At 64.8% G+C, this 24,827-nt stretch carries 20 protein-coding genes; 12 read left to right on the top strand and 8 right to left on the bottom strand.

The window, feature by feature from the left end; genetic code table 11:
- Window positions 1-154: 154 nt before the first annotated feature.
- The 5 genes from FJW04_RS01490 to FJW04_RS01470 all read right to left on the bottom strand — a co-directional run bounded on the left by FJW04_RS01490 (window position 155) and on the right by FJW04_RS01470 (window position 6,715).
- Window positions 155-1,000 (bottom strand): fumarylacetoacetate hydrolase family protein, encoded by an 846-nt coding sequence (locus FJW04_RS01490; protein ID WP_015314647.1) that lies wholly within the window; start codon window positions 998-1,000, stop codon window positions 155-157.
- A gap of 164 nt (window positions 1,001-1,164) precedes the next feature.
- Complete coding sequence (locus tag FJW04_RS01485; RefSeq protein ID WP_140660271.1) at window positions 1,165-1,896, bottom strand: SDR family oxidoreductase; 732 nt, start codon at window positions 1,894-1,896, stop codon at window positions 1,165-1,167.
- 290 nt (window positions 1,897-2,186) lie between these two features.
- Window positions 2,187-4,559 carry an aldehyde dehydrogenase family protein gene (locus FJW04_RS01480; RefSeq protein ID WP_140711919.1) on the bottom strand — a complete coding sequence of 791 codons (2,373 nt, stop codon included), beginning with the start codon at window positions 4,557-4,559 and terminating at the stop codon, window positions 2,187-2,189.
- 68 nt (window positions 4,560-4,627) lie between these two features.
- Window positions 4,628-5,674 (bottom strand): deoxyribose-phosphate aldolase, encoded by a 1,047-nt coding sequence (gene deoC, locus FJW04_RS01475; protein WP_140711917.1) that lies wholly within the window; start codon window positions 5,672-5,674, stop codon window positions 4,628-4,630.
- Window positions 5,675-5,887: 213 nt separating this feature from the next.
- Window positions 5,888-6,715 (bottom strand): ferredoxin--NADP reductase, encoded by an 828-nt coding sequence (locus tag FJW04_RS01470; RefSeq protein WP_140711915.1) that lies wholly within the window; start codon window positions 6,713-6,715, stop codon window positions 5,888-5,890.
- 219 nt (window positions 6,716-6,934) lie between these two features.
- Here FJW04_RS01470 and FJW04_RS01465 point away from each other — a divergent pair, with 219 nt between their 5' ends.
- From FJW04_RS01465 to FJW04_RS01450, 4 genes are all read left to right on the top strand, one after another.
- The gene (locus FJW04_RS01465; RefSeq protein ID WP_140711913.1) at window positions 6,935-9,019 is read left to right on the top strand and encodes a hydantoinase/oxoprolinase family protein; all 2,085 of its coding nucleotides are present in this window, start codon (window positions 6,935-6,937) and stop codon (window positions 9,017-9,019) included.
- Window position 9,020: 1 nt separating this feature from the next.
- On the top strand, window positions 9,021-10,730 hold the full coding sequence (locus FJW04_RS01460; RefSeq protein WP_140711911.1) for a hydantoinase B/oxoprolinase family protein: 1,710 nt from the start codon (window positions 9,021-9,023) through the stop codon (window positions 10,728-10,730).
- A gap of 111 nt (window positions 10,731-10,841) precedes the next feature.
- Window positions 10,842-11,618, top strand: coding sequence for an ABC transporter substrate-binding protein (locus FJW04_RS01455; protein ID WP_140660265.1), 777 nt, complete (start codon window positions 10,842-10,844; stop codon window positions 11,616-11,618).
- A gap of 54 nt (window positions 11,619-11,672) precedes the next feature.
- Window positions 11,673-12,803, top strand: a complete 1,131-nt coding sequence (locus FJW04_RS01450; protein ID WP_140711909.1) for an aminomethyltransferase family protein — start codon at window positions 11,673-11,675, stop codon at window positions 12,801-12,803.
- A 103-nt stretch (window positions 12,804-12,906) separates the two neighbouring features.
- Here the strand turns inward: FJW04_RS01450 and FJW04_RS01445 are convergent, their stop codons facing one another.
- From FJW04_RS01445 to FJW04_RS01435, 3 genes are all read right to left on the bottom strand, one after another.
- A complete protein-coding gene (locus tag FJW04_RS01445) occupies window positions 12,907-13,563 on the bottom strand; it encodes a methionine ABC transporter permease (protein ID WP_140711907.1) in 657 nt (218 codons plus the stop codon).
- Window positions 13,544-14,626, bottom strand: coding sequence for a methionine ABC transporter ATP-binding protein (locus FJW04_RS01440; protein ID WP_140711905.1), 1,083 nt, complete (start codon window positions 14,624-14,626; stop codon window positions 13,544-13,546). The genes FJW04_RS01445 and FJW04_RS01440 overlap by 20 nt, the downstream gene beginning before the upstream one ends.
- Window positions 14,627-14,708: 82 nt before the next feature.
- Entirely contained in the window at window positions 14,709-15,563 is an 855-nt protein-coding gene (locus tag FJW04_RS01435; RefSeq protein WP_140711903.1) for a MetQ/NlpA family lipoprotein, read from the bottom strand.
- A 463-nt stretch (window positions 15,564-16,026) separates the two neighbouring features.
- Here FJW04_RS01435 and FJW04_RS01430 point away from each other — a divergent pair, with 463 nt between their 5' ends.
- The 8 genes from FJW04_RS01430 (at window position 16,027) to FJW04_RS01390 (ending at window position 24,821) form a co-directional block, all read left to right on the top strand.
- A complete protein-coding gene (locus FJW04_RS01430; RefSeq protein ID WP_140711901.1) occupies window positions 16,027-16,509 on the top strand; it encodes a hypothetical protein in 483 nt (160 codons plus the stop codon).
- Between the two features lie 196 nt (window positions 16,510-16,705).
- A complete protein-coding gene (locus FJW04_RS01425; RefSeq protein WP_015314631.1) occupies window positions 16,706-17,800 on the top strand; it encodes a transporter substrate-binding protein in 1,095 nt (364 codons plus the stop codon).
- A complete protein-coding gene (locus tag FJW04_RS01420) occupies window positions 17,797-18,444 on the top strand; it encodes an ANTAR domain-containing protein (RefSeq protein ID WP_140711899.1) in 648 nt (215 codons plus the stop codon). The genes FJW04_RS01425 and FJW04_RS01420 overlap by 4 nt, the downstream gene beginning before the upstream one ends.
- Complete coding sequence (locus FJW04_RS01415; RefSeq protein WP_140711897.1) at window positions 18,422-19,327, top strand: ABC transporter permease; 906 nt, start codon at window positions 18,422-18,424, stop codon at window positions 19,325-19,327. Before FJW04_RS01420 ends, FJW04_RS01415 begins: the two co-directional genes overlap by 23 nt.
- Window positions 19,324-20,244, top strand: coding sequence for an ABC transporter permease (locus FJW04_RS01410; protein ID WP_015314628.1), 921 nt, complete (start codon window positions 19,324-19,326; stop codon window positions 20,242-20,244). Before FJW04_RS01415 ends, FJW04_RS01410 begins: the two co-directional genes overlap by 4 nt.
- A gap of 33 nt (window positions 20,245-20,277) precedes the next feature.
- A complete protein-coding gene (locus FJW04_RS01405) occupies window positions 20,278-21,921 on the top strand; it encodes an ABC transporter substrate-binding protein (RefSeq protein ID WP_140711895.1) in 1,644 nt (547 codons plus the stop codon).
- The gene (locus FJW04_RS01400; protein ID WP_140711894.1) at window positions 21,911-22,855 is read left to right on the top strand and encodes an acetamidase/formamidase family protein; all 945 of its coding nucleotides are present in this window, start codon (window positions 21,911-21,913) and stop codon (window positions 22,853-22,855) included. The genes FJW04_RS01405 and FJW04_RS01400 overlap by 11 nt, the downstream gene beginning before the upstream one ends.
- Window positions 22,856-23,063: 208 nt before the next feature.
- Window positions 23,064-24,821 (top strand): ABC transporter ATP-binding protein, encoded by a 1,758-nt coding sequence (locus FJW04_RS01390; RefSeq protein WP_140711893.1) that lies wholly within the window; start codon window positions 23,064-23,066, stop codon window positions 24,819-24,821.
- Window positions 24,822-24,827 lie beyond the last annotated feature (6 nt).

The following is a 24,827-nucleotide window of genomic DNA, read 5'->3' as shown; positions in this document are numbered from 1 at the left end:
AGCTGGAGAGGGGCCGGCGCTGCCCCTCATCCGCCTGCCGGCACCTTCTCCCCGTATGGTGACGGGGAGAAGGAATGGCCGCAACGCTGGCGCTCCCTCTCCCCGTTCTGCACGGGGAGAGGGTAGGGGTGAGGGGCGGCGCTAACCTATCGATCTACACGTCCGCCCTGAACGTCTGCTTCTGCTGGCCGAGCCCTTCGATCCCCAGCTCCACGACATCGCCGGCCTTCAAGAACACCGGCGGCTTCATGCCGAGGCCGACGCCGGGCGGGGTGCCGGTCGAAATAATGTCGCCGGGGTGCAGCGACATGAACTGGCTGAGGTAGGAAACGAGATAGGCAACGCCATAGACCATGGTCTTGGTCGAGCCGTTCTGCATCGTCTTGCCGTTGACCGTCAGCCACATCTTCAGGTTCTGCGGGTCTGAAACTTCGTCCTTGGTCACCAGCCACGGTCCGGTCGGGCCGAACGTGTCGCAGCTCTTGCCCTTGGTCCACTGGCCCTGGCGCTCGGCCTGGAAGGCGCGCTCGGACACGTCATGGGAGACGCAATAGCCGGCGACATGGTCGAGCGCGTCGGCTTCGCTGACATATTTGGCGGTTTTGCCGATAACCACGCCGAGCTCGACTTCCCAGTCGGTCTTCTCGGAGCCGCGCGGGATCAGCACGTCGTCGTCCGGGCCGACGATGGCCGAGCTTGCCTTCATGAAGATGATCGGCTCCGGCGGCACGGTGGCCCCGGTCTCGGCGGCATGGTCGGAATAGTTGAGGCCGATGCAAATGAACTTGCCGGTGCCGGCGACGCAGGCGCCGAGGCGCGGCTTGCCGGAAACCGCCGGCAGCGACTTCGCATCGAGCTTCGAAAGCATGTCCAGCGAGGCCGGATGAAGTGTCGTGCCGGCAATATCGGCAACATGGGCGGAGAGATCGCGGATCGTTCCATCCGCATCGAGCAGGCCGGGCCGTTCGCTTCCCACCTCGCCATAGCGCAGCAGTTTCATGCATCTTCTCCTGATTGCGGCCTCGTGGCCGTTCTACAAACTCTCCGCCGGGGCGGCCGTCTCTGGAACCGGGCGGACCCTAGCCATCGGCCTGCTTCACGACAAGCGCGAACAGCCTGTATTGGCGGCCGGCGATCCGATGTCCGGTTGTCTCAAGGCAGCGCTCAGATCGACCAGCCGCCGTCGATATTATAGGCCTGCCCGGACGTGTAGGTGGCGCCGGCCAGGTAGACGGCGAGATCGGCGATCTCCTCCGGCGTGCCGAGCCGGCCCATCGGCTGGCGGGCGATGAAGGCGGCGCGGGCGGCGTCATAATCGCCCTGGGCGTGCATGCGGTCCTGCAGCGACGGGCTCTCGACCGTGCCGGGGCAGATGGCGTTGCAGCGTATGCCCTTGCCGACATAGTCGGCCGCGACCGCCTTGGTCAGCCCGATGACGGCGGCCTTGGTGACGCCATAGGCGAAGCGGTTCGGCACGCCCTTGGTCGAACTGGCCAGCGAAGCCATGTTGATGATCGACCCGTCGCCACGCTCCAGCATGCCGGGCAGCACCGCCCGGATGGTTCGGATCATGGCGCGCACGTTGAGATTGAAAGCGAAATCGAGATCACTGTCCTTCATCTCCAGGATCGAGCCCGAATGGACGAAACCGGCGCAATTGAACAGCACGTCGACGGCGCCGATCTCTGCAAAGGCGGCATTGACCGCGTCGTCGTTGAGAACGTCGACCTTGCGGGTCTTGATCCCTGATGTCTTGGCGAGTTCCGCCAGCAGCGTCTCGTTGATGTCGGTGGCATGGACGGTAGCGCCTGCCTTGGCGAAGGCCAGCGCGCTCGCCTTGCCGATGCCTTGCGCCGCTGCCGTTATGACAACGACCTTGCCCGCCAGTTCCGCCATGCTTTGTTCCTCGCCTGCTTGGGTCAAAAAGCTTTTATCGGCGGCTGGCGAAAGCGTCATGTGCCAGTCAGGCGCGATTGTGCGGCCTGTGCCAGTTCACAGATAAAGATGTTTTTTCTCGTTAAAGAACATATGGCCAGGCGTCAAGCCCGATCGCGATCCCTGTGTGACATGCCCTAGAGCCGGATGATTTTAGGTCGAGTCGACCTGAAAGCTGAATCCGTCTCTAAATCAAAGGGATAGAGCATGATGTCGTCCGAAAACCGCTTCACACTTTTCGGCATCATGCTCTAGTCGCCGTAAGGCACCCAGACATTCTTCACCTCGATGGCACGGCGCAGAAAAACGTCGCCGGCGGCTTCTTCCGAGGCCCAGTCGAGGCTGCGGCCGTTGCCGCTCCAGACGCGTTTGAGGTTGCCGATGGACTCGGCTTCCGCCTTGGCGCAGGTATCCGCGTCGGTGAACAGCCACAGTCCGTCGACGTCGTCATGCTTGGCCAGCACGCCGGCAAGCTCCGCGCTGCGTCCGGTGACGATGTTGACGGCGCCGGCCGGCACATCGGAATATTCGATGACCTGATAGAGATCGGTGGCGAGCAACGGATACCGTTCCGACGGCACGGCGACCACCGTGTTGCCCATGGCCAGCGCCGGCGCGACCAGCGAGATGAAGCCGAGCAGGGGCTGATTGTCCGGCGCGACGATGCCGACGACGCCGACCGGCTCGTGCAGCGCCAGCGTCACGGCACGCGCCGGCGGCTGGTGCACGCGCCCCTCGAACTTGTCGGCGAGGCCGGCATAGAGGAACAGCCGCTCGATCGAGAGCTCCACCTCGTCCCGTGCGGCCTTGGCGTTGGCGCCGGTCAGTTCGGTGAGCCGGGCGGCAAATTCTTCCGCGCGGCCGGAAAGGTTCTCGGCCAGGTAATAAAGCACCTGCGACCTGTTATAAGCGGTCGCCTCCGGCCAGCTTTTGCAGGCGCGGGCAGCCGAAACCGCATCACGGATATCCTTGCGGCTGCCGAGCCCGACTTCGCCGGCGAGCTTGCCCTTGGCGGTGGCGACGGCAAGCGAGTAATTGCCGTCCGGCCGCACCTGCTTGCCGCCGATGAACAGCTTCGCCGTGCGGTCGATAGCGACGCCGTCCGCCTGTTCCACGGGCTGCACCGAAGATGTCGCCTGCTTGATGACCGGGCCGAGCGGCAGTTTCGCCGCCAGATATTCGAACATGCCCTCGCGCCCGCCCTCGCGGCCGAAACCGCTCTCGCGATAGCCGCCGAAGCCGCAGGCGGCGTCGAACATGTTGGTGCCGTTGACCCAGACCACGCCAGCCTTCAATTGCGGCGCGACATGGAGCGCCAGGTTGACGTTCTCGCTCCACACCGAGGCTGCGAGGCCATAGCGCGTGTTGTTGGCGAGTTCGATCGCTTCCTCGGTGTTGCGGAAGGTCATGGTGGCGAGCACCGGCCCGAACACCTCTTCCTGCGCTAGAATATTAGCCGGCGAAACACCGGTGGCGAGCGTCGGCAGGTGATAGTAGCCGGAAGACGGCAGCGTTGCGTCCGGCTGCCAGCAGACGGCGCCCTGCCGGGCACCTTCGGCGATCAGTCCCTTGACCCGGTCGAGCTGGGTCAGGTCGACCAGCGGACCGATATCGGTGTTCTTGTCGAGCGGGCTGCCGACACGCAGCCGGCTCACCCGTGTCTTGACCTTGGCGATCAAGGCATCGGCGATGCCTTCCTGCACCAAAAGCCGCGAACCGGCGCAGCAGACCTGGCCCTGGTTGAACCAGATGCCGTCGACCAGGCCCTCGACAGCGCTGTCGAGATCGGCGTCCTCGAAGACGATGAAGGCCGACTTGCCGCCAAGTTCCAGCGACAGCTTTTTCCCTGAGCCCGCAGTGGCCTTGCGGATGATCTTGCCGACTTCCGAGGAGCCGGTGAAGGCGATTTTCTGGATGCCGGGGTGGTTGACGATCGCCGCGCCCGCTTCCGGACCGCCCTGCACGATGTTGACGACGCCTTTCGGCACGCCGGCGCGCTCGCAGATCTCGGCGAACAGAATGGCGGTGAGCGGCGTGAACTCGGCCGGCTTCAGCACCACGGTACAGCCCGCCGCAAGCGCCGGCGCGATTTTCCAGGCCAGCATCAACAGGGGAAAATTCCACGGGATGATCTGGCCGACGACGCCGACACCCTTTTGGCCGGGAAAATCCCTGTCCAGCGCCTGCGCCCAGCCGGCGTGGTGAATGAAATGGCGGATCGCCAGCGGCACGTCGATGTCGCGGCTTTCGCGGATCGGCTTGCCGTTGTCGATCGTCTCAAGCACCGCGAACAGCCGCTGGTGGCGCTGCATGGCGCGGCCGATGGCGTAGAGCACTTTCGCGCGCTGGTATCCGGAACTGGCGCTCCATTTCGGCAACGCCTTTGCGGCGGCCGCAACCGCCGCGTCGATGTCGGCGGCATTGGCATCGGACACCTTGGCCAACAGCTTGCCGGAAGACGGCTCGCTGGTGTCGAAAGTCTTGCCGCCGCCGGCCGCTTTCCAGGCGCCGTCGATGAACAGCGCCTTGGAGAAATCGCGCCCGGCCAGCCATGCATCGGCCTCGTTGCGAGCCTCCGGCGCCGGGCCGTATTCCATGGCGTGATAGCGTTCAAGGATGTTCATCAGGTTCCTCCTTCACCCTCCCCCTTGTGGGGAGGGTCGATCGGCAAAGCCGATCGGGGTGGGGGTGCTCAAGCCATCGCGTGGCGGTGATTGGCCGAATAATGCCCGGTCAGATGATGCTCGAGCTGACGTTCGATATCGGTCAGCAGGCTCGATGCGCCAAAGCGGAACAGCTCCGGCTCCAGCCATGGACGGCCGAGTTCTTCCTTCATCAGCACCAGCCAGTCGAGCGAGACTTTCGCGGTCGAAATGCCGCCCGCCGGCTTGAAGCCGATGAGATAGCCTGTCTCCTCGAAATAGGCCCTGATGGCGCGCACCATGGCGAGGCCGACGGGCAGTGTGGCATTGACGCTTTCCTTGCCGGTCGACGTCTTGATGAAATCGGCGCCCGCCATCATCGCCACCATCGAGGCCAGCATGACGTTGCGCAGCGTTGCGAGGTCGCCGGTGCCCAAAATGACCTTGAGATGCGCGTCGCCGCAGGCGGCCCGCATCGAGACGATTTCATTATAAAGCTCGCGCCACTTGGCGCCGAACACCAGGCCGCGCGGGATGACGACATCGATCTCGTCGGCGCCGTCCTTCACCGAGGCCTCGATCTCCTGCAACCGGGTCGACAGCGGCGCCAGCCCATGCGGAAAGGCGGTGGAGACCGCGGCGACATGGATGCCGGTGCCGCGCACCGCGTCCACGGCCGTGGCGACGAAGGGATGGTAGACGCAGACGGCGGCGGGCCGGATGGTCTCGCCCGCAATGCCGAGGCCTTCCATGATGTCGCGGCGCAGCGGGTTGATCGCCTTGGCGCAGAGCCGGCGCACGCGCTCCTCGGTGTCGTTGGAGTTGAGCGTCGTCAGGTCCATGCAGGCGATCGCCCGCAGCAGCCAGGCTGCCTGGTTGTCGGCCTTGATCGAGCGCCGCTTGGTCAGGCTGGCGACGCGGCGTTCCAGCGCGGAGCGGTTGACGCTGCGTACCGATTCGAGAAAACCGAGGTCGAGTTTCAGGCCGGGATTGCGCGCGATGTGATGGTCCAGCGGCACCGGCGTGTTGGCGGCGGCGCGCGCGGGCAGCGGCGTCACCTTGGGGCCAAGATCGGCTTCGCGGATTGTGCTGCTCATCTCCTGCCCTTTCCTTCAGCGGCGTGCGCTTGATATCTCACGCGCGCATCCTTCTCCCAAAGCCGTCGACAGTTTTGGGCGACACGCACGAAGATAGCCCGCGAAGTCGCGCTTCACGAGTCCTCAAGCGAGGGATAGCTGAAAAAGGCCGCGAAAGCAGCTGGTTTTTGACCGAAAGGTCAAAAACCAGCTTTTCTGGGAGACGCGCTGGCCTCAGCCGACGAAGGCGCGTTCGACGACGAAGCTCGAGGGATGGCTAAGCGAACCTTCCTGGAAGCCGAGGCTTTCGGCCAGCTCCTTGACGTCCTTCAGCATGTGCATCGAGCCGCAGATCATGATGCGGTCGGTTTCGGGATTGAGCTTTTCGATGCCGAGGTCGCTGTAGAACTTGCCGGAGCCGATCAGCGCGGTGATGCGGCCCATGCGCGCCGACTCTTCGCGGGTGGTCGAATTGTACAGCGTCACGCGCCCAGTGGTCAGCTCGCCGATCAGCGGGTCGCTTTCGAGCGCCGCCACCAGCTCCTGGCCGTAGATCAGCTCGGCATTGTCGCGGCAGGTGTGGGTCAGGATCAGCTGGTCGAACTTCTCGTAAGTGTCGGGATCGCGCAGCAGGCTGGCAAAGGGCGCGATGCCGGTGCCGGTCGAGATCATGAACAGGCGCTTCGCGGGGGTCAGCGCGTCGACGACCAGCGTGCCGGTCGATTTCTGGCGCATGATGACGGTGTCGCCGGCCTGGATCTTCTGCAGTTCCGAGGTCAGCGGGCCATCCGGCACCTTGATCGAGAAGAATTCCAGCTCTTCGTCCCAGGCCGGGCTGGCGACGGAGTAGGCGCGATACACCGGCTTCTCGGCATTGGGCAGGCCGATCATGACGAATTCGCCCGAGCGGAAGCGCAGCGACTGGGGCCGGGTGATGCGGAACGAGAACAGCCGGTCGGTATAGTGTTTCACCGAGACGACGGTCTCGGCATAGACGTTGGCCGGAATCGGAAACTGTAGCGGTCGGGCTTCAGCGGTGTTGAACGCGGGCGTGGTGTTCATCGATTCCAACCTTCTCGCCCAATGAGAGACGCGGGCGCCAAACTTTCCCGTGCGCGCCCGAACCATTCAGGTTCCGGCATGCCATGCACGCTACCGAAGCGGTAAGCTCTTGTGTCCGGAATTTATTAGTATACAAACGATATTTGCGTCAAGATGCCGCCGTAAAACACCTTTCCAAACTGCGGCATATCCGTAGTCCCAGCATTTCGGGTTTCGACAATGAAAGAGAATTTTTCGGTGCAGCCGCCGGATTCCCTGGGCAGCGTCGTCGCCGGCATCGATGTCGGCGGAACCTTCACCGACCTGCTCCTGATCGACGGCAAGGACGGTGGCAAGGTGTATCTGGCCAAGACCCCGACCACTGTCGACAACCAGGCCTTTGGCGTGGTTTCGGCGCTTGGCGTCACCGGCTTTCCGATCGAGGGAATCGACCTCATCGTGCATGGCACGACCACCACCACCAATGCGGTGCTGGAGCGCCGGCTGGCCAAGACCGGCATGGTCACCACGCGCGGTTTTCGCGACGTGATCGAACTCGGCCGGCGGACGCGGCCGCAACCCTATGGCATGACCGGAACCTTCGTCCCCATCATTCCGCGCAACCTGCGCCTCGAAGTGTCGGAGCGCGTCGAGGCGTCGGGTGCGGTGCGCACGCCGCTCGATGAAGCCGAGATGCGCGAGGCGGTACAGGCGCTGATCGCGGCCGGCTGCGAATCCCTCGTCATCCATTTCCTCCACTCCTATGCCAACCCTGCGCATGAGCGGCGCGCGGCCGAGATCGCCGCCGAATCCTGGCCGAACGGCTACATCACGTCAGGCCATGCGCTGCTGTCGGAGGCGCGCGAATTCGAGCGCGGGGTGACGGCCTCGGTCAACGCCTCGGTGCAGCCGATCCTGGAGCGCTATGTCGAGCGGCTGCGCAAGGAATTGGCCGACAAGGGCTATGCCCGCGACTTCCTGATCATGAACGGCAATGGCGGCATGATCTCGGCCCGCTTCGTCACACGTGAATCGGCCAAGACGGTCATGTCGGGCCCCGCCTCCGGCGTTATCGCCGCCGCCTATACGGGCAAGCGCGCAGGCTTCGAAAACCTCGTCACCTACGACATGGGCGGCACCTCGACCGATGTGGCGCTGATCCGCAACGCCGAACCGGCGGTCTCGAACGAGATCGAGATCGAATATGCCATGCCCATCCATGTGCCGATGGTGGCGGTGCACACGGTGGGCGCGGGCGGCGGCTCGATCGCCCGCGTCGATGCGGCCGGCCTGATCCAGATCGGCCCGGAAAGTGCCGGCGCCAATCCCGGCCCGATCTGCTATGGGCGCGGCGGCACCGAGCCGACGATCACCGACGCCAACCTCGTGCTCGGCCGGCTGGCGCCGAAGAAGCTGCTCGCCGTCGAAAACCCGGTCACATCGGAGCGCGTCACCAGGATTTTCGAGGACAGGATCGGCAAGGCAACCGGCCTGTCGGGTGTCGAGGCGGCGGGCGCTGTGCTCAGGCTCGGCAACATGAAGATGGCCGGCGCCATCCGCATGGTGTCGGTGTCGCGCGGCCATGATCCCCGCGATTTCGCGCTGTTCGCCTTCGGCGGCGCCGGGCCGCTGCATGCGACGGCGCTCGCCCGCGAACTCGGCTTGCCCAAAGTGCTGGTGCCGGCGCGGCCCGGCATCACCAACGCGCTCGGGTGCGTCGTCGCCGATCTGCGCCATGACTTCGTCAACACCATCAACCAGCCCGTGGCCGTGCTGGACGAAAGCCAGCTCCACCAAGTACTGGAACGGCACCGGAACGAAGGCGAGGAGCTGATCGCCAAGGAAGCGGTGAAGCCGGAAACGATCCGCGTCACCCACTCCGCCGACATGCAGTTCGTCGGCCAGACCCACATCATCAACGTGCCGCTGCCGTCCGCGTCGGTGACCCGGAGCCAATTGCAGGCGTTGTTCGAGAAAGCCTATTTCGCCCGCTTCAAGGTGGAGCTGCCGGAAATCCGCGCCAACCTCGTCAACCTCAACACCTCGGTCACCGGCGTGCGACCGGCGATCGACCTGTCGCGGCTGATCGACCCGGCCGGGCGGGCAAGGACGCTCGACGGGGCGCGGCGCGAGATCCGACCGGTCTGGTACGCCGGGCGCTGGCACGACACGTCGGTTTACAGCAGGGAAAAGCTGCCACTCGATGCGGTCATCGAAGGGCCGGCGATCCTCGAACAGATGGATGCGACCACCGTGCTCGAACCCGGCGACTGCGCGCGCTCGGATGCCGACGGCAACATCATCATCGACATTGGCGAGGCCTGACATGTCAGTGGATAGCGCAAAGCTCGACGCCATCACGCTTTCGGTGCTCCAGGCCGCTTTGCAGCAGGTCTGCGACGAGATGGACCTGACCTTTTCCCGCGCCGCCTTCTCGCCCGTGATCGCCGAGGCCAATGACCGCTCGGACGGCATCTATTCCGCCATCGACGGTTCGCTGGTCGCGCAGGGCAGTCAGGGCCTGCCGGTGTTTGTCGGCGTCATGCAATATTCGACCAGGACGGTGATCGAGATGATCGCCGACGGCCGCTGCCTGGCCCCGGAGCCGGGCGACATCTACATCGTCAACGATCCCTATCTCGGCGGCACGCATCTGATGGATGTGCGCTTCGCCATGCCGGTCTACCGCGGCGGAAAGATCTTCTGCTGGCTGTCGAACACCGGCCATTGGCCCGACATTGGCGGCTCCGTGCCCGGCGGCTTCTCCGCATCCGCGACCGCTGTCGAGCAGGAGGGTCTGCGGCTGCCGCCGGTAAAACTGTTCAAGAAGGGCGTGCTCGACCCTGAAATCTACGCCATCATCTGCTCCAACATCAGGGTCGCCGACCAGCGCATCGGCGACATCCGGGCGCAGGCCGCCGCGCTGTTGATCGGCCAGGACAGGCTCAAAGGCATCCTGGATCGTTACGGAGACGAAACCGTCGTCGAGGCGATCGCCGAGCTACGCCGCCGCGCCGCCGAGCAGATGCGCGCCAATATAGCGGCCATTCCCGATGGCACCTACCGCTCCAAGGCTTTTGTCGATTCCGACGGGGTGGTCAACGAACCGCTGACCATAGCGCTCGCAGTCGACAAGAAGGGCGACACGCTGACCTTCGATTTTTCAGGTTCGTCAAAGCCTTGTGCGGGACCAATGAACAGTGTGCTGGCGACGACCCTGTCCTCGGTCTATCTCGCCATGCGCCACATCTTTCCGGACGTGCCGATCAGCGCTGGTGCCTTCGAGCCGCTCGAGGTCAAGCGGCCGGAAGGCACTTTCCTCGACGCCAAATATCCCCGCCCCGTGTCCGGCTGTGCGGCGGAAGTGTCGCAGCGCATCGCCGAGGCGGTGTTCGCGGCTATGGTGCAGGCGCTGCCCGACAAGGTGACGGCGGCCCCAGCCGGCTCCAGCGGCAATTTCGCGCTCGGCGGCAATGATCCGGCGCGCGGCCGCGACTACGTCATGTACCAGATATCCGGTGGCGGCTATGGCGGCAATTCGGGGCATGACGGGCTGACCAATGGCTGCTCGACCATCGGCATTTCGAAGTCGCCCCCGGTCGAGATCATGGAGCAGGCCTTTCCGGTGCTCTATCGCCACTATGCCTTGCGCGAAGGCTCGGGCGGCGCCGGCAAGCATCGTGGTGGTTTTGGCCTCGCCTATGAGGTCGAGATCCTGCGTGGCGAGGCGCGCGCCTCCTTTGTCATGGACCATGGCCGTTTCGGTCCGCAGGGCGCCCTTGGCGGTCGGGATGGCGAGCCCAACAGCGTGACCGTGTTCCGCAACGGCGAGGAGCATGTGCCGCCGCACCTCTCCAAGGAGCAGGACATCCCGCTGAAGGCCGGCGACCGCGTGCGCGTCGGCACGCCGGGTGGCGGCGGCTATGGCGATCCGCGTGAGCGCGATCCGGAACTGGTCGCGCGGGACGTCCAGCTTGGTTATTACACGACGGAGCAAGCCAGGGCTCTGTTCGGGGCCGAGGCACAAGGAACCTGACCGGACGCGGAGCAACCGCACCGCGCCGCGATCGCCGCGGCACATGTCGTTTCCGTCTCCGCCGGGAGCATGAAAGCCCGTAGACTTCGCCGGTCAACGGAGATCTGGACCATGCGTCTTTTCGGTCGTTTCGTGCTTGCCGCTTCCGTAGCTTTTGCGCTCGCAACCGGTGCTGCTTCCGCCCAGGAGAAAAAGCTGAGGCTCGGTACCGAGGGTGCCTACCCGCCCTTCAACCACGCCAATGCCGACGGCACGCTGGGCGGTTTCGACATCGATCTCGGCAAGGCGCTGTGCGCGCAGATGAAAGTTGAATGCGAGTTCACCGTACAGGATTTCGACGGCTCCATTCCGGCGCTGCAGGCCGGCAAGTTCGATGCCATCATCAACATCACCATCACGCCCGAGCGGGCTGAAAAGGTCGAGTTCACCCACAAATACTACCAGACGCCGCCGGCGATCGCGGTGCCGAAGGACTCGACCATCGCGGGCACCTCGCCGGACGATCTGAAAGGCAAGGTGCTGGGCGTGCAGAGCGCCACCATCCACCAGAATTTCGCCGAGCAGAAATATTCGGGCTCGACCGTCAAGGCCTACCCGACCGGCGACGACGCCCGCACCGACATGGCCAATGGCCGCCTCGACGCGATGATGGACGGCTCGATCATCCTCACCGAATGGCTGAAGAAGCCCGACGGCGCCTGCTGCAAGCTGCTCGGCACGCTGACGGCCGATCCGGCCATTCACGGCCCGGGGGTCGGCATTGCGCTGCAGAAGGGCAACAAGGAACTGGCCGACAAGTTCAACGCGGCAATCGACGCGCTGCGCGCCAACGGAAAGTACAAGGAAATCAACGACAAGTATTTTTCATTCGACGTCTACGGGAGTTGATCCCGGTACCAATCGAGCTCGGCGGCGCCACCCGGCGCTGCCGATTTTTTATGAATGATGGAGATTTTCGTGGCTGAGCGGCGCTCCCCTTTCTACAGCAGCATCGTCGGGCTGGGTGCGGCCATGGGTCGGGTCGGCGGCGATTTCATCTCGGCCAAATATTACTCCGGCATCGCCGACGAACATTTGAATACGCGTAAAAATGCCGGCGTGCAGGACCTCAGCACCATGGGCAAGATGGACATCAAGGGTGCCGACGCCGAGGCGCTGGTCAACCATGTCATTGTCAATGACGCCGCGGCGATGAAGCCGGGCCAAGTACGCTATTCCACCGTCTGTCGGGAGGACGGCGGCATCATGGACGACCTCACCGTGTTCCGGCTGGGCGCGGAGCATTTCATGCTGGTCACCGGTTCGGTCAACCGCCTCAAGATGCTGCCCTGGCTCCAGCATCATGCGCAAGGGCGCAGGGCCTATGTCACCGACATCACGGCCGCCGTCGCCTTCCCGACCATCCAGGGCCCACGCTCGCGCGATCTCTTGAAGGCGATGATTTCGGACGCTGATCTCGACGGATTGAAGCGCTGGGCCTTCACATCAGGCCATATCAACGGAACGCGGGTCCTGATCTCCCGTACAGGCGTGACCGGCGAACTCGGCTTCGAGCTGTTCGTGCCGGCCGACGAGGCGACCTCGGTTTGGGACGCGCTGATGCGCACTGGCCAAGCTTTCGGCTTGAAACCCTATGGCGTGCTGGCCATGTTCACGCTCGGCCTGGAAAAGGCCTATCCCGCGCACGGCATCGACATGGACGAGACGCGCACGCCGTTCCATGTCGGCCTCGACCGCTGGATCAAGTTCGATAAGAGCGATTTCATCGGCCGGGACGCGCTGCTCAAGGTGCGCGACAAGGGCCTCGACGAGCGCTGGACCGGGCTGGTCCTCGACGGCGACAAGCCGGCCGCGACGGATGCACGGGTGATGGCCGACGGCGAGGACGCCGGCGTGGTCACCTACAGCGACCACGGCTATTCCCTGGGCAAGGTGCTGGCGACAGCGCATTTGCGATTGCCCTTCAAGGCCATAGGCACGGAACTTAGCATCGATATTGACGGCAAACCGACCCGCGCGGTGGTGGTGCCGATGCCGTTCTTCGACCCGGAAGGGGCGAGGCTGAGGGGCTAGCGCGGCTTGGCTGGAAATCGTTGTGGTTCTCAAATTACTTATGGTGACCATCGCCGACGCTCCATGAGAAGCTCATGGTCGGCCCTGAATACCAGCCGGCTCACTATCCCCGCCGATCCAGCCTCGCCACCAGCCGGTCACCCACCCACTGGATGCCGCAGACCAGGATGATCAGCACGATCACCACGGCGACCATCACCGACGTCTCGAAGCGCTGGTAGCCGTAACGGATGGCAAGGTCGCCGAGGCCGCCGGCACCGATGGCTCCTGCCATCGCCGAGGCGCCGACCAGCGTCACCAGCGTCACGGTGAAGCCGGCAACGATGCCGGGGAGCGCCTCGGGCACCAGCACTTCGCGGATGATCGTCCAGCGATTGCCGCCCATGGCGCGCGCCGCCTCGATCAGTCCGTGGTCGACTTCGCGCAATGACACTTCGCCGATCCGCGCATAGTAGGGCGTGGCGGCGATCGACAGCGGCACGATGGCCGCCCATGTGCCAATCGAGGTGCCGACGATCAGCCGCGTCACCGGGATCAGCGCCACCAGAAGGATGATGAACGGCACCGAGCGGAAGCCGTTGATCACGGCGCCGAGCACGCGGTTCACCCAAGGGTTTTCGGCGATGCCGCCGCGTTCGGTGGCAATCAGGGCCAGCCCGAGCGGCAGGCCGAACACCAGCGAGATCAGGCCGGAGGCGGCCGTCATCAGCACCGTCTCCCAGATCGATCGCAACAGAAGCTCAAACAGGACCGGCGACATGGCCAAGCACCTCCACCCGCGCCTGGCGGGATTTCAGGAATGTGATGATTTCTGCGAGATGGTTCGCATCGCTGCCGAGAACGGAAATGAACAGCGTTCCGACCGGCTGCTGCTGGATGTGGTCGATGCCGCCATGGACGAGGCGGAAGGGACCGGGCACGGCGGCCGCAAGGTCGGACAGCAGCGGCTCGCGCGCCGCCTCGCCCGCCACGTCGACGCGCAAGACCGTTTCGGTGCCGGCTCCCGGCAGCAGCCGCGCCGCCAGCTCCGGCGGAAGTTGCGGCCGGATGGTCCCGAGCAGGCGTCTTGTAATGTCCGATTGCGGATCGGCAAACACCGACCAGACCGGCCCTTCCTCGACGATGCGCCCGGCGTCGATCACCGCCACGCGGTCGGCGATCGAGCGGATCACCTCCATCTCGTGGGTGATCAAAAGGATGGTCAGGCCAAGCTGGCGGTTGATATCCTTCAGCAGGGCGAGAATGGAGCGCGTCGTCTCCGGGTCGAGTGCCGAGGTCGCCTCGTCCGACAGAAGCAGCGCTGGCCGCGCGGCAAGCGCTCGGGCAATGCCGACGCGCTGTTTCTGGCCGCCGGACAGCGAAGCCGGATAGGCTTTTGCCTTCTCCGACAGGCCGACGAGATCGAGCAGCTCCGCCGCCCGCTTCAGCCGCTCCGCCTTCGGCCGGCCCTCGATCTTGAGCGGCAACGCCACATTGTCCTCGACGGTCTTGGCCGACAGCAGGTTGAAATGCTGGAAGATCATGCCGATGCGCCGTCGCAGCGGCTGCAACTCGCGCTCGCCAAGTCGGCTGATCTCGCGACCTTCGATGAACACCTCGCCGGTGTCAGGCCGCTCCAGTCCGTTCAGGCAGCGGATCAGGGTGGACTTGCCTGCACCGCTGCGGCCGATGATGCCGAGAACCTCGCCCTTGCGCACCGTCAAGGAAATGCCGTCGAGCGCCGCCGTCTGGCCGAAGCGGCGCTTCAGGTCGACAAGGCGCACCACGTCCTGCGTGGCGGCCTGATCCGCGGCCTCGGTGGTTGCGATAAAATGCTGGTTCATGGGCAGGTCCCGAAACGCGATCGCGGCCCGCGCATCGCGCGGACCGCTTAAGCTGTCAAAGGCACGTCGGTGCCCGCATAACTCAATAGGCGCTGAGGCCGGTGCCCTTATAGACCTTGTCGAACTCGGCCTTCACAGCCTCGTTCTGGTAGGACGCGACCAGCGTCTTCACCCAGGCCTCGTTTTCATTGCCGACCTTGACCGCGATGAAGTTGCGGTACGGATTGTCCGCGATCGGCTCCTGAGCGATGCGGTTCTCCGGCGTCAGGCCGCTCTTCAGCGCCCAGTCGGTGTTGACCACGGCGGCGTCGAGATCCTCGACCGAGCGGCCGACGATGCCGGCATCCAACTCCTTGATCTCGACCTTTTTCGCATTTTCGGCGATGTCGGCGGTGGTGGCGAGAATGCCGGTGCCATCCCTGAGCTTGATCACGCCCTCATTCTGCAGCACGCGCAGCGCCCGGCCTTCGTTGGACGGGTCGTTCGGCACGCCGATCACCGCGCCCTCCGGCAGATCGGCAACCTTGGTGTACTTCTTGGAGTAGAGGCCGATCGGCCACACGCCGGTATAGCCGACACGCACGATGTGGTAGCCCTGCGTCTTGATCTGGTTGTCGAGATAGGGCTGGTGCTGAAAGGCGTTGGCGTCGATCTCGCCGCGCTCCAGCGCCTCGTTGGGCTGGGTGTAGTCGTTGAACACCACGGTCTCGATGCTGAGGCCCTTTTCGGCTGCTTGCGCGACGACGACACGCCAAACATCCTCGTCCTCGCCGCTGATGATGCCGACCTTGATCGCCTTCTTGTCCTCGGCCAAGGACGCATGCGGCGCCATCAGGCTGCCGATCGCGACGGCCGACGCGAACAGCAGAGCGAGGCCGCTGCGGCGGGTGAGGGGTGACCGTGGGGAAGAGGGCAAAGTGTTGTTGGGATCGGACATGATTGATCTCTGCGATTGTGAAGTCATGGCAGCAAGGCGGATTGCCGAGGCTTGTTCACATCGTCAGAAATTCTACTGATTTTATCAAAGAACGTGTTTCGCCGTTCTCGGCAAAGCCGGGAATATTCTCTCAAAAAACTCAGGGATGTGAGCACAGGACGCCGCCAGGTCGACCATGACGGCGCCGCGCCGCCATCCGGAGATGTCGGGAAGGCAGTCAAGTTTTCAACGAGCCCGCCTCTGCCGGCCGGCTGCGCAATATCTCATGCGTTCGATTTGAGCTTCGAGGACGTCGCCCGAAAATGATGGACGGCCCTCGTTGGCTGCCGGGTTCATCCAGGCGAAGTCAAAAAGCTTTGCGGCTTGCTCAGCCACTTTTTCGTGAAGCTGCGCGGGTTGATCCGACCGTCGGCTTGCCTAGGTAGAAAGGGCGGCCGGGCGCCACGCGATCTCAATAATCGGTATGACATTTTCCTGCATTCGAAAGCTTGCCCTTTCTGGCCTCCTCGTCGTCATCCAGTCCTCCTGCGTCGTTCCCGACGACACGTCGCGCATCGCCAAGGTCGATCCAACGGCGGCCGCGGCACGCAAGGAGATGGTCGGCCTCAGCGAAGCCGACGTCCGAATGTGCGCGGGATTTCCGACCGCCACCGCGGAAGTCGGCCAGTCCGGGCAGATCTGGACCTATAAGCGCGTCGTCCAGCGCGGCAATCTCAGCGTCGTCGTTCCTGCCTTGGCCGTGGGGGCGATCCCGACGGTCGGCGGTTCCGTCAATGTCGCTCCCGGCGGTTACTGCGACACGCAGGTTCGCATGGTCGGCGGCCGTGTCGCCGAAGTTGCCTACGCCGGCGACAACAACCTGCCGAACAAGCGCGACGCTCTTTGTGTCAGCACCGTGGATGCCTGCGTGGCCTATGCCCGCCAACACAGGCCGGCGGCCAGATAGCGGCAGCGGATTTCGCGGGAACCAGCGATGGCCGGACACTCGGTGTTTGACGCGGATGGCGTTGAGGGCTTGACTGACCCGCCGGACCGAATACGCTAGGGCAAAATACCGGCTCTGATCGCCGGGCGGCAAATATGCCTCGTATGCCTCGCCCTTGCGGCGCTGGCTGCGGGGCATTGTCATTTTGGGGATCGGTTTGAAACGGCGCATCGAGATCGGCATCCTCTATTCCCGCTCGGGAAGCTATCAGCTCGTCTCCGACGCGTGCCGGATGGGCGCCATGCGCGCCATCGCCGACATCAACGCCGACAGGAGCTCAGGCATCGAACTGGTGCCGGTCGAGCGCGACCCGCAAAGCAATGCCGACCGTTACGCGACGCTGTGCGAAGACATCTTCAGGACCAGCAGTGCACGCCATGTCGTCGGCTGCGTCACTTCCTGGAGCCGCAAGGAGACCATCCCTGTGCTGGAGAAGGCGGGCGGCATGCTCTGGTATGCCTGCCCCTATGAGGGCTTCGAGGCCAACGAGCATGTCGTCTACATGCACGCTTGTCCCAATCAGCATCTGGTGCCGCTTATGGCCCATGTCGTGCCGCGCTTCGGCGCCAACGGTTTCCTGCTCGGGTCGAACTACATCTGGGGCTGGGAGATGAACCGCGTTGCGCGCGACCTCATCGCCGATGCCGGCGGCAAGGTGCTGGGCGAGCGCTATCTGCGCATCGGCGAGACCGACGTGTCGCGGCTGATCGCCGAGATCCGCGCGACGCGGCCGAACTTCATCCTCAACAACCTGATCGGCACCTCGTCCTATGCCTTCCTGGCGGCCTATCGCGATCTGGCGGGCGAGGATGCGGCTTTCAGTCCTGAATCTTGCCCGGTGATCTCCTGCAACCTGACCGAAGGCGAACTGCCGGCGATCGGCGAAACGGGCAAGGGTCATCTGTCGGTCGGACCGTATTTCGCGCCGCGGCCGGCCGCCTTCGCATCGTCCTTCGAAGCCTCCGCCTATGCCTCGGTGCAGGTAATGGCCGACGTGCTGTCGCGCGATCCCGACGCCGGCCCGGCGGAATTTTCCAAGGCCTTCGCCGAGCGGCGCTTCTCCACGCGGCTCGGCCCGATCGCCATCGACGCCCATTCCCAGCACGCCACGCTGCCTGTCATCATCGGCCGGATCGCGGACGGCTATTTCGAAGTTGTCAGCCGGCAGCACGAGGTCGCGCCGGATCCGTATCTGTCGCGCTACGACCCCGCAAAGACATTCGGCCGGCCACGTTTGCGGGTGGTGTCGTGACCAGAACCCCGCGCATCCCCAATCTCGGCGGCGCCAGGGCCTTTGTCCTGCATCGCCCGCACCCGACTGTGCAAGCGATCACCAGGCAGTTGTCGGCCATCGGCCTTGTCACCGTGGGTTGCTGGCCGGAACTGGCACCGGAGGCGCTGGCCGCCGACTTCGTCTTCTTCGACGCCGATCTCGGCTTCGACGAGCAATTCCCCTGGAAGCCGGGCGAGGCGCCAATGCCGCTGGTGGCGCTGATCGGCTCCGAGGCGCCGGGCCGCATCGAATGGGCGCTGTCGCACAAGGCCGACGCCCAGCTCCTGAAGCCGGTCGGCAATGCCGGCGTCTACAGCGCGCTGCTGATTGCGCGCCAGAGTTTCGAGGCGAGAAAACATTTAGCCGGCGAAATTGCCGCATTGCGCCAGCGGGTCGCCGAACGCCAGACCGTCGTGCGGGCTGTCTCGGCTTTGTCGAAAGGCGGCGACGACGACCGCGCCTATGCACAGCTGCGCTCGCTGGCAATGAGCTGGCAGATCAGCGTCGAGGACGCCGCGCGCCGGATCGTGGCGATGATGGAGGAAGCCAAGACCGGGGAAGCCAGGACCGGGGAAGACCACATCGGAGATGAGAGCGGCGATGACCAGCCCCATCGCGCCTGATCTCACAGCAGGGCGCATGCCGGCCAGACCGCGCGCCGGTGTCTGGCGCCGGCTGGTCAAGCGCCGCCTGGCGCTGCTCGGCCTGGTTATCGTCGCCATTGTCGTTGCCGGTGCGATCCTGGCGCCATGGCTGACCGGCTACGATCCCAACGAACAGATGTTCGACGGTCTCACCATCGAGGGCTCGCCTCTGCCGCCGAGCGCGAAATTCTGGCTGGGCACCGACCTGCTCGGGCGTGACCTGTTGACCCGCATTCTCTACGGCGCGCGCACCTCGCTGATCATCGGCATCGTCGCCAACGGCGTGGCGCTCTTCATCGGCACGCTGGTCGGCGTCACCGCCGGCTATTTCCGCGGCTGGATCGGCGGCGCGCTGATGCGCTTCACCGATTTGATGATGGCGTTTCCGGCGCTGCTGCTCGCCATCTGCCTGGCGGCGGTGTTCCAGCCGAGCCTGTGGATCGTCGCCATGGTCATCGCGCTGGTCAACTGGGTGCAGACCGCCCGCGTCGTCTACACCGAGACCTCGTCACTCGCCGAACGCGAGTTCATCGATGCCGAACGCACCATCGGGGCCGGCGCGCCGCGCATCCTGTTTCGCCACATCCTGCCGCATCTCCTGCCGACCATCATCGTCTGGGGCACGCTCGGCATCTCGACCACGGTGCTGCTCGAGGCCACGCTCTCCTTCCTCGGCATCGGCGTGCAGCCGCCGACGGCGTCATGGGGCAATATCATCTTCGAGAACCAGACCTATTTCCAGGCGGCACCCTGGCTGGTGTTCTTCCCCGGCGCCGCGATCCTGGCCCTGGCGCTGGCCTTCAACCTGATCGGCGACGCGCTGCGCGACATTCTCGATCCGACGCAAAGGGGCCGGGCATGATCGCCTATCTCGGCCGCCGGCTGATCCAGTCGCTGCTCATCCTGCTCGGCGTCTCGCTGATCACCTTCGCGCTGCTCTATCTCCTGCCCGCCGATCCGGTGCGCCAGATCGCCGGCCGCAGCGCCACGCCGCAGACGGTCGAGAACATCCGCCAGCAGCTCGGCCTCGACCAGCCCTTCGTCGTCCAGTACTGGCACTATCTGACGAAGCTCGTCAGCGGCGATCTTGGCCGCTCCTACATCCAGCGCTCGGAAGTCACCGAACTCATCGTCTCGCGGCTGCCGGCGAGCCTGCTTCTGATGGTCGGCGCCATCCTGTGCGAGCTGCTGATCGGCCTCTCCATGGGCCTGATCGCCGCCGTCAAGCGCGGCACCGCCACCGACCAGACCCTGATGGTCGCCTCCTTCATCGGCGTCTCGGCGCCGCAATTCGTCGTCGGCCTGCTGCTGCTCTATGTCTTCGCGGTCAGGCTGAGCTGGTTCCCGATCGGCGGCTATGGCACATGGCGCCATCTCGTGCTGCCGTCGCTCACCATGGGCATCCTCGGCGCCGGCTGGTATGCGCGCATGATGCGCTCGTCGATGATCGACGTGCTGCGCCAGGATTACGTCCGCACCGCGCGTGCCAAGGGCCTGGCTCGGGGCGCCATCATCTTCCGCCATGCGCTGCCCAACGCCATCCTGCCGGTCGTCGCCATGATCGGCATCGACATCGGCATCTTCATGGGCGGCATCGTCGTGGTCGAAAGCGTGTTCGGCTGGCCCGGCATCGGCCAGCTCGCCTGGCAAGCCATCCAGCGCGTCGACATCCCCATCATCATGGGCGTCACGCTGGTCTCGGCCTTCGCCATCGTGCTCGGCAATCTCCTGGCCGACATCATCGCGCCCTTCATAGATCCTCGCATCAAGCTCAGATGAACCAGAAAACAAACAGAGAAAGGGAACATGACAATGAAGAAGTTTCTCGCATCGACCGTCGCGGCATCGGCGCTGGCGCTGATGCTCGGCATGATAAGCGCCCGCGCCGAGGACACCGTCGACCCGAACGCCAAGCAGGGCGGCGCCATCACCATCACCTACAAGGACGACGTCGCCACCCTCGACCCGGCCATCGGCTATGACTGGCAGAACTGGTCGATGATCAAGAGCCTGTTCGACGGGCTGATGGATTACGAGCCCGGCACCACCAACCTCAAGCCCGACCTCGCCGAAAGCTACGAGATTTCGCCCGACGGCAAGACCTTCACCTTCAAGCTGCGCCATGGCGTGAAGTTCCACAATGGCCGCGAGATGACCGCCGACGACGTGAAATATTCGCTCGACCGCGTCACCAATCCGAAGACGCAGAGCCCCGGCGCCGGCTTCTTCGGCTCGATCAAGGGCTATGACGATGTCGCCGCCGGTAAGGCCGAGACGCTTTCCGGCGTCACCGTCGTCGACCCCTACACGGTCAAGTTCGAGCTGACCCGCCCGGACGCCACCTTCCTGCATGTCATGGCCATCAACTTTTCCCATGTGGTACCGAAGGAAGAGGTCGAGAAATACGGCGCCGATTTCGGCAAGCATCCGGTCGGCACCGGCGCCTTCAAGCTGGCGGAATGGACGCTTGGCCAGCGCATCGTCTTCGAACGCAACGCGGACTATTGGCACAAGGGCCTGCCGCATCTCGACAAGATCACCTTCGAGATCGGCCAGGAGCCGATCGTGGCGCTTCTGCGCCTGCAGAAGGGCGAGATCGACGTGCCTGGCGACGGCATTCCGCCGGCCAAATTCCAGGAGGTGATGGCCGATCCCGAGCAGAAGGCGCGTGTCGTCGAAGGAGGCCAACTGCACACCGGCTATGTGACCATGAACACAACCATGGCGCCGTTCGACAATGTGAAGGTGCGACAGGCCGTCAACATGGCGCTCAACAAGGCGCGCATCATCCAGATCATCAACGGCCGCGCCGTGCCGGCCAACCAGCCGCTGCCGCCGTCGATGCCCGGCTACGACAAGGCGTACAAGGGCTACCCCTATGACGTCGCCAAGGCCAAGGCGCTGCTGGCCGAGGCCGGTCATCCCGACGGTTTCGACACGCAATTGTTCGCCATGAACACCGACCCCAACCCGCGCATCGCCCAGGCGATCCAGCAGGACCTGGCGGCTATCGGCATCAAGGCCAGCATCCAGTCGCTGGCCCAGGCCAACGTCATCGCCGCCGGCGGCGACAAGGCCGGCGCGCCGATGATCTGGTCGGGCGGCATGGCCTGGATCGCCGACTTCCCGGATCCGTCCAACTTCTACGGCCCGATCCTCGGCTGCGCCGGTGCGGTACCGGGCGGCTGGAACTGGTCGTGGTATTGCAACAAGGATCTCGATGCCAAGGCGGCCGAGGCCGATTCGGTGGTCGACCCGGCCAAGGCCGCCGAGCGCGACAAGATGTGGAGCGCCATCTACGACAAGGTGATGGAGGACGCCCCCTGGGCGCCGGTCTTCAACGAACAGCGCTTCACCATGAAATCGGCGCGCATGGGCGGCGCCGACAACCTCTATGTCGACCCGGTCCATATCCCGATCAACTATGACAATGTGTACGTAAAAGATGTGCAATAACTGCGATTACACCATCCACAGGCGCCATCACCATTTCGGCTGGGACAATTCCTTTGTCCCGGCCGAGCGGGTGGCGCCAGGCTCGACCATCGAGTTCCAGTGCCTCGATTCCTCGGGCGGCCAGTTGCAGCCCGGCAGCACCGTCGCCGACATCGCCAAGCTCGACTTTGGCCAGATCAATCCGGTCACCGGGCCGATCTTCGTCGAAGGCGCCGAGCCGGGTGACGCGCTGAAGGTGAGGATCGAGATGTTCAAACCGTCCGGCTTCGGCTGGACGGCGAACATTCCCGGTTTCGGCCTGCTCGCCGACGATTTCCAGGAGCCGGCGCTCAACATCTGGAAATACGATGCCGCCTCGCTGGAGCCGGCATTGTTCGGCAAAAACGCTCGCGTGCCGCTAAAGCCATTCGCCGGCACCATCGGCAACGCGCCGGCCGAAATGGGCCACCACTCGGTGGTGCCGCCCCGCCGCGTCGGCGGCAATCTCGACATCCGCGATCTCGCCGCCGGCACCACGCTCTATCTGCCGGTGGAGGTGGCGGGCGCGCTGTTCTCGGTTGGCGACACGCATGCCGCGCAAGGCGACGGCGAGGTCTGCGGCACGGCGATCGAAAGCCCGATGAACGTCGTGCTGAAACTCGACCTGGTGAAAGATGCGCGGCTGAAAACGCCGCGCTTCACCACGCCAGGTCCCGTGACACGGCATCTCGACGCCAAGGGCTATGAGGTGACGACGGGGATCGGGCCGGATTTGATGAGTGGCGCAAAAGAGGCCGTGGCGCAGATGATCGACCTGCTCGCCGGCCGCTACCAGATTGACCCGGTCGAAGGCTACATGCTGGCCTCGGTCTGCGGCGACCTGCGCATCAGCGAGATCGTCGACATGCCCAACTGGGTGGTGTCGTTCTACTTCCCGCGCTGCGTGTTTGAATGACAGGTCAGCGTCTAGGCACCCCCCTCTGGCCTGCCGGCCATCTCCCCCGCAAGGGGGGAGATCGGATCGCGCTTGGGCTTTCGCCAATCGTCACCGCTGGAAGAGAGGCGGGGCGTGGGAACTGCCAATCTCCCCCCTTGCGGGGGAGATGCCCGGCAGGGCAGAGGGGGGTGTGCCGGAGTAAATCCCTTTCCGGGCTGCCTCCCCAATGACCTCAACTCCCGAAACCATCCTCACCATCGCCAACCTCTGCGTCTCCGTGCGCGGCGAGGAGGGCTCCCGCGAGGTCGTCTCCAACCTGTCCCTGACGCTCAAGCGTGGCGAGACGCTCTGCATCGCCGGCGAATCCGGCTCCGGCAAATCGATGACCGCGCTGGCCATCATGCAGCTTCTGCCGCAGCCCGCCGCGCGCATCTCCGCCGGCACCATCCACCTTGGCGCCACCGAGCTGACCGCCCTCGACGAACGCCGGATGCGGCATGTCCGCGGCGACCGCATCGCCATGATCTTCCAGGAACCGATGACCTCGCTCAACCCGGTGCTGTCGATCGGCCGGCAGCTCACCGAATCCATCGAGGCGCACACCAGCCTGTCGCGGGACGAGGCCCGCCAGCGCGCCGTCGAGGCGTTGAAGGCGGTGCGCATTTCGGAGGCCGAAAGCCGGCTAAGGCAATTTCCGCACGAGCTCTCCGGCGGCATGCGCCAGCGGGTGATGATCGCCATGGCGCTGGCGCTGGAACCAGACGTGCTGATCGCCGACGAGCCGACCACCGCGCTCGACGTCACCGTGCAGGGCGAGGTGCTGGAACTGCTGCGCGACCTGCAGCAGAAGCACGGCACCAGCGTCATCCTGATCACCCACGACATGGGCGTTGTCGCCGAAATGGCCGATCGCGTCATCATCATGCGGCATGGACGCATGGTCGAGGAAGGCAAGACGTCGGACATTTTCGCCCACCCGCAAGCCGAATACACGCGCGAGCTGCTGGCCGCCGTGCCGCGCATCGGCAGCGGCCGTCAGAAATCTAGGGAAACCGAAGCCGCAACGCCGGCGAAGGTCGCCGAGGTCACCGATCTCCACGTCCGCTTCGACTTGCGCGGCGGCGTCTTCGGCCGGGTCACCCGCCGCGTTCACGCCGTCGAGGGCGTCAGCTTTTCGATCGCGCCCAACGAAACGCTGGCGCTGGTCGGTGAATCCGGCTGCGGCAAGTCGACCACCGCCAAGGCGCTGGCCGGGCTGGTGCCTTATAGCGGCGACATCGTCGTCGGCGGTCGCAATTTGTCCAGCCTCGGCCGCGACGAGCGCAAGGCGGTGCGCCGCGACGTGCAGATGATCTTCCAGGACCCCTACGCCTCGCTCGACCCGCGCATGCGCGTCGGCGACCTTGTCGCCGAGCCGCTGCTGATCCACGGCATCGCCTCGAAGGAAGAGCGCCGCGAGCGCGTCGCCGCGCTGTTCGACCGCGTCGGCCTGTCATCGGACCAGATGGAGCTCTATCCGCACGAATTCTCCGGCGGCCAGCGCCAGCGCGTCTGCATCGCGCGTGCGCTGGCGCTGAGGCCGAAGCTGATCATCGCCGACGAAAGCGTCTCGGCGCTCGACGTCTCGGTGCAGGCGCGCGTGCTCGACCTCCTGAAGGAATTGCAGCGCGAATTCGGCGTCGCCTATCTCTTCATCTCGCACGACATGGCCGTGGTCGAGAATATCTCCGACCGTGTCGCCGTCATGTATCTCGGCCAGATCGTCGAGATGGGCACACGCGACCAGGTCTTTTCCAACCCCCGCCATCCCTACACCAGGCGCCTGATCGAAGCCGTGCCGGTGCCGGATCCGGCGCGGCGCCGAAGCCGTTTCGCCCGCCTCGACCAGGAAATCCCCAGCGCCACCCGCCGGATCGGCGAGGCGCCGCTGAAATTGGCGCTCAGCGATGTCGGCAACGGCCATCTCGTCGCCGCCGAGGGCTGAGGCCAT

The organism is Mesorhizobium sp. B2-7-3 (assembly GCF_006440715.1).
GTDB classification, from domain to species: Bacteria; Pseudomonadota; Alphaproteobacteria; order Rhizobiales; family Rhizobiaceae; genus Mesorhizobium; species Mesorhizobium australicum.
The sequence above is the reverse complement of the archived record's forward strand: the minus strand, read 5'-3'. Positions and strand labels throughout refer to the sequence as shown.

Excerpts from the sequence above, each read along its gene's own strand:
- FJW04_RS01470 (WP_140711915.1), bottom strand. The coding sequence starts at position 6,715 with ATGAACACCACGCCCGCGTTCAACACCGCTGAAGCCCGACCGCTACAG.
- FJW04_RS01410 (WP_015314628.1), top strand. The coding sequence starts at position 19,324 with ATGATCGCCTATCTCGGCCGCCGGCTGATCCAGTCGCTGCTCATCCTG.
- FJW04_RS01415 (WP_140711897.1), top strand. The coding sequence starts at position 18,422 with ATGACCAGCCCCATCGCGCCTGATCTCACAGCAGGGCGCATGCCGGCC.
- FJW04_RS01485 (WP_140660271.1), bottom strand. The coding sequence starts at position 1,896 with ATGGCGGAACTGGCGGGCAAGGTCGTTGTCATAACGGCAGCGGCGCAA.
- FJW04_RS01490 (WP_015314647.1), bottom strand. The coding sequence starts at position 1,000 with ATGAAACTGCTGCGCTATGGCGAGGTGGGAAGCGAACGGCCCGGCCTG.
- FJW04_RS01455 (WP_140660265.1), top strand. The coding sequence starts at position 10,842 with ATGCGTCTTTTCGGTCGTTTCGTGCTTGCCGCTTCCGTAGCTTTTGCG.
- FJW04_RS01445 (WP_140711907.1), bottom strand. The coding sequence starts at position 13,563 with ATGTCGCCGGTCCTGTTTGAGCTTCTGTTGCGATCGATCTGGGAGACG.
- FJW04_RS01390 (WP_140711893.1), top strand. The coding sequence starts at position 23,064 with ATGACCTCAACTCCCGAAACCATCCTCACCATCGCCAACCTCTGCGTC.
- FJW04_RS01450 (WP_140711909.1), top strand. The coding sequence starts at position 11,673 with ATGATGGAGATTTTCGTGGCTGAGCGGCGCTCCCCTTTCTACAGCAGC.
- FJW04_RS01405 (WP_140711895.1), top strand. The coding sequence starts at position 20,278 with ATGAAGAAGTTTCTCGCATCGACCGTCGCGGCATCGGCGCTGGCGCTG.
- FJW04_RS01480 (WP_140711919.1), bottom strand. The coding sequence starts at position 4,559 with ATGAACATCCTTGAACGCTATCACGCCATGGAATACGGCCCGGCGCCG.
- deoC (WP_140711917.1), bottom strand. The coding sequence starts at position 5,674 with ATGAGCAGCACAATCCGCGAAGCCGATCTTGGCCCCAAGGTGACGCCG.
- FJW04_RS01440 (WP_140711905.1), bottom strand. The coding sequence starts at position 14,626 with ATGAACCAGCATTTTATCGCAACCACCGAGGCCGCGGATCAGGCCGCC.
- FJW04_RS01460 (WP_140711911.1), top strand. The coding sequence starts at position 9,021 with ATGTCAGTGGATAGCGCAAAGCTCGACGCCATCACGCTTTCGGTGCTC.
- FJW04_RS01465 (WP_140711913.1), top strand. The coding sequence starts at position 6,935 with ATGAAAGAGAATTTTTCGGTGCAGCCGCCGGATTCCCTGGGCAGCGTC.
- FJW04_RS01400 (WP_140711894.1), top strand. The coding sequence starts at position 21,911 with ATGTGCAATAACTGCGATTACACCATCCACAGGCGCCATCACCATTTC.
- FJW04_RS01435 (WP_140711903.1), bottom strand. The coding sequence starts at position 15,563 with ATGTCCGATCCCAACAACACTTTGCCCTCTTCCCCACGGTCACCCCTC.
- FJW04_RS01430 (WP_140711901.1), top strand. The coding sequence starts at position 16,027 with ATGACATTTTCCTGCATTCGAAAGCTTGCCCTTTCTGGCCTCCTCGTC.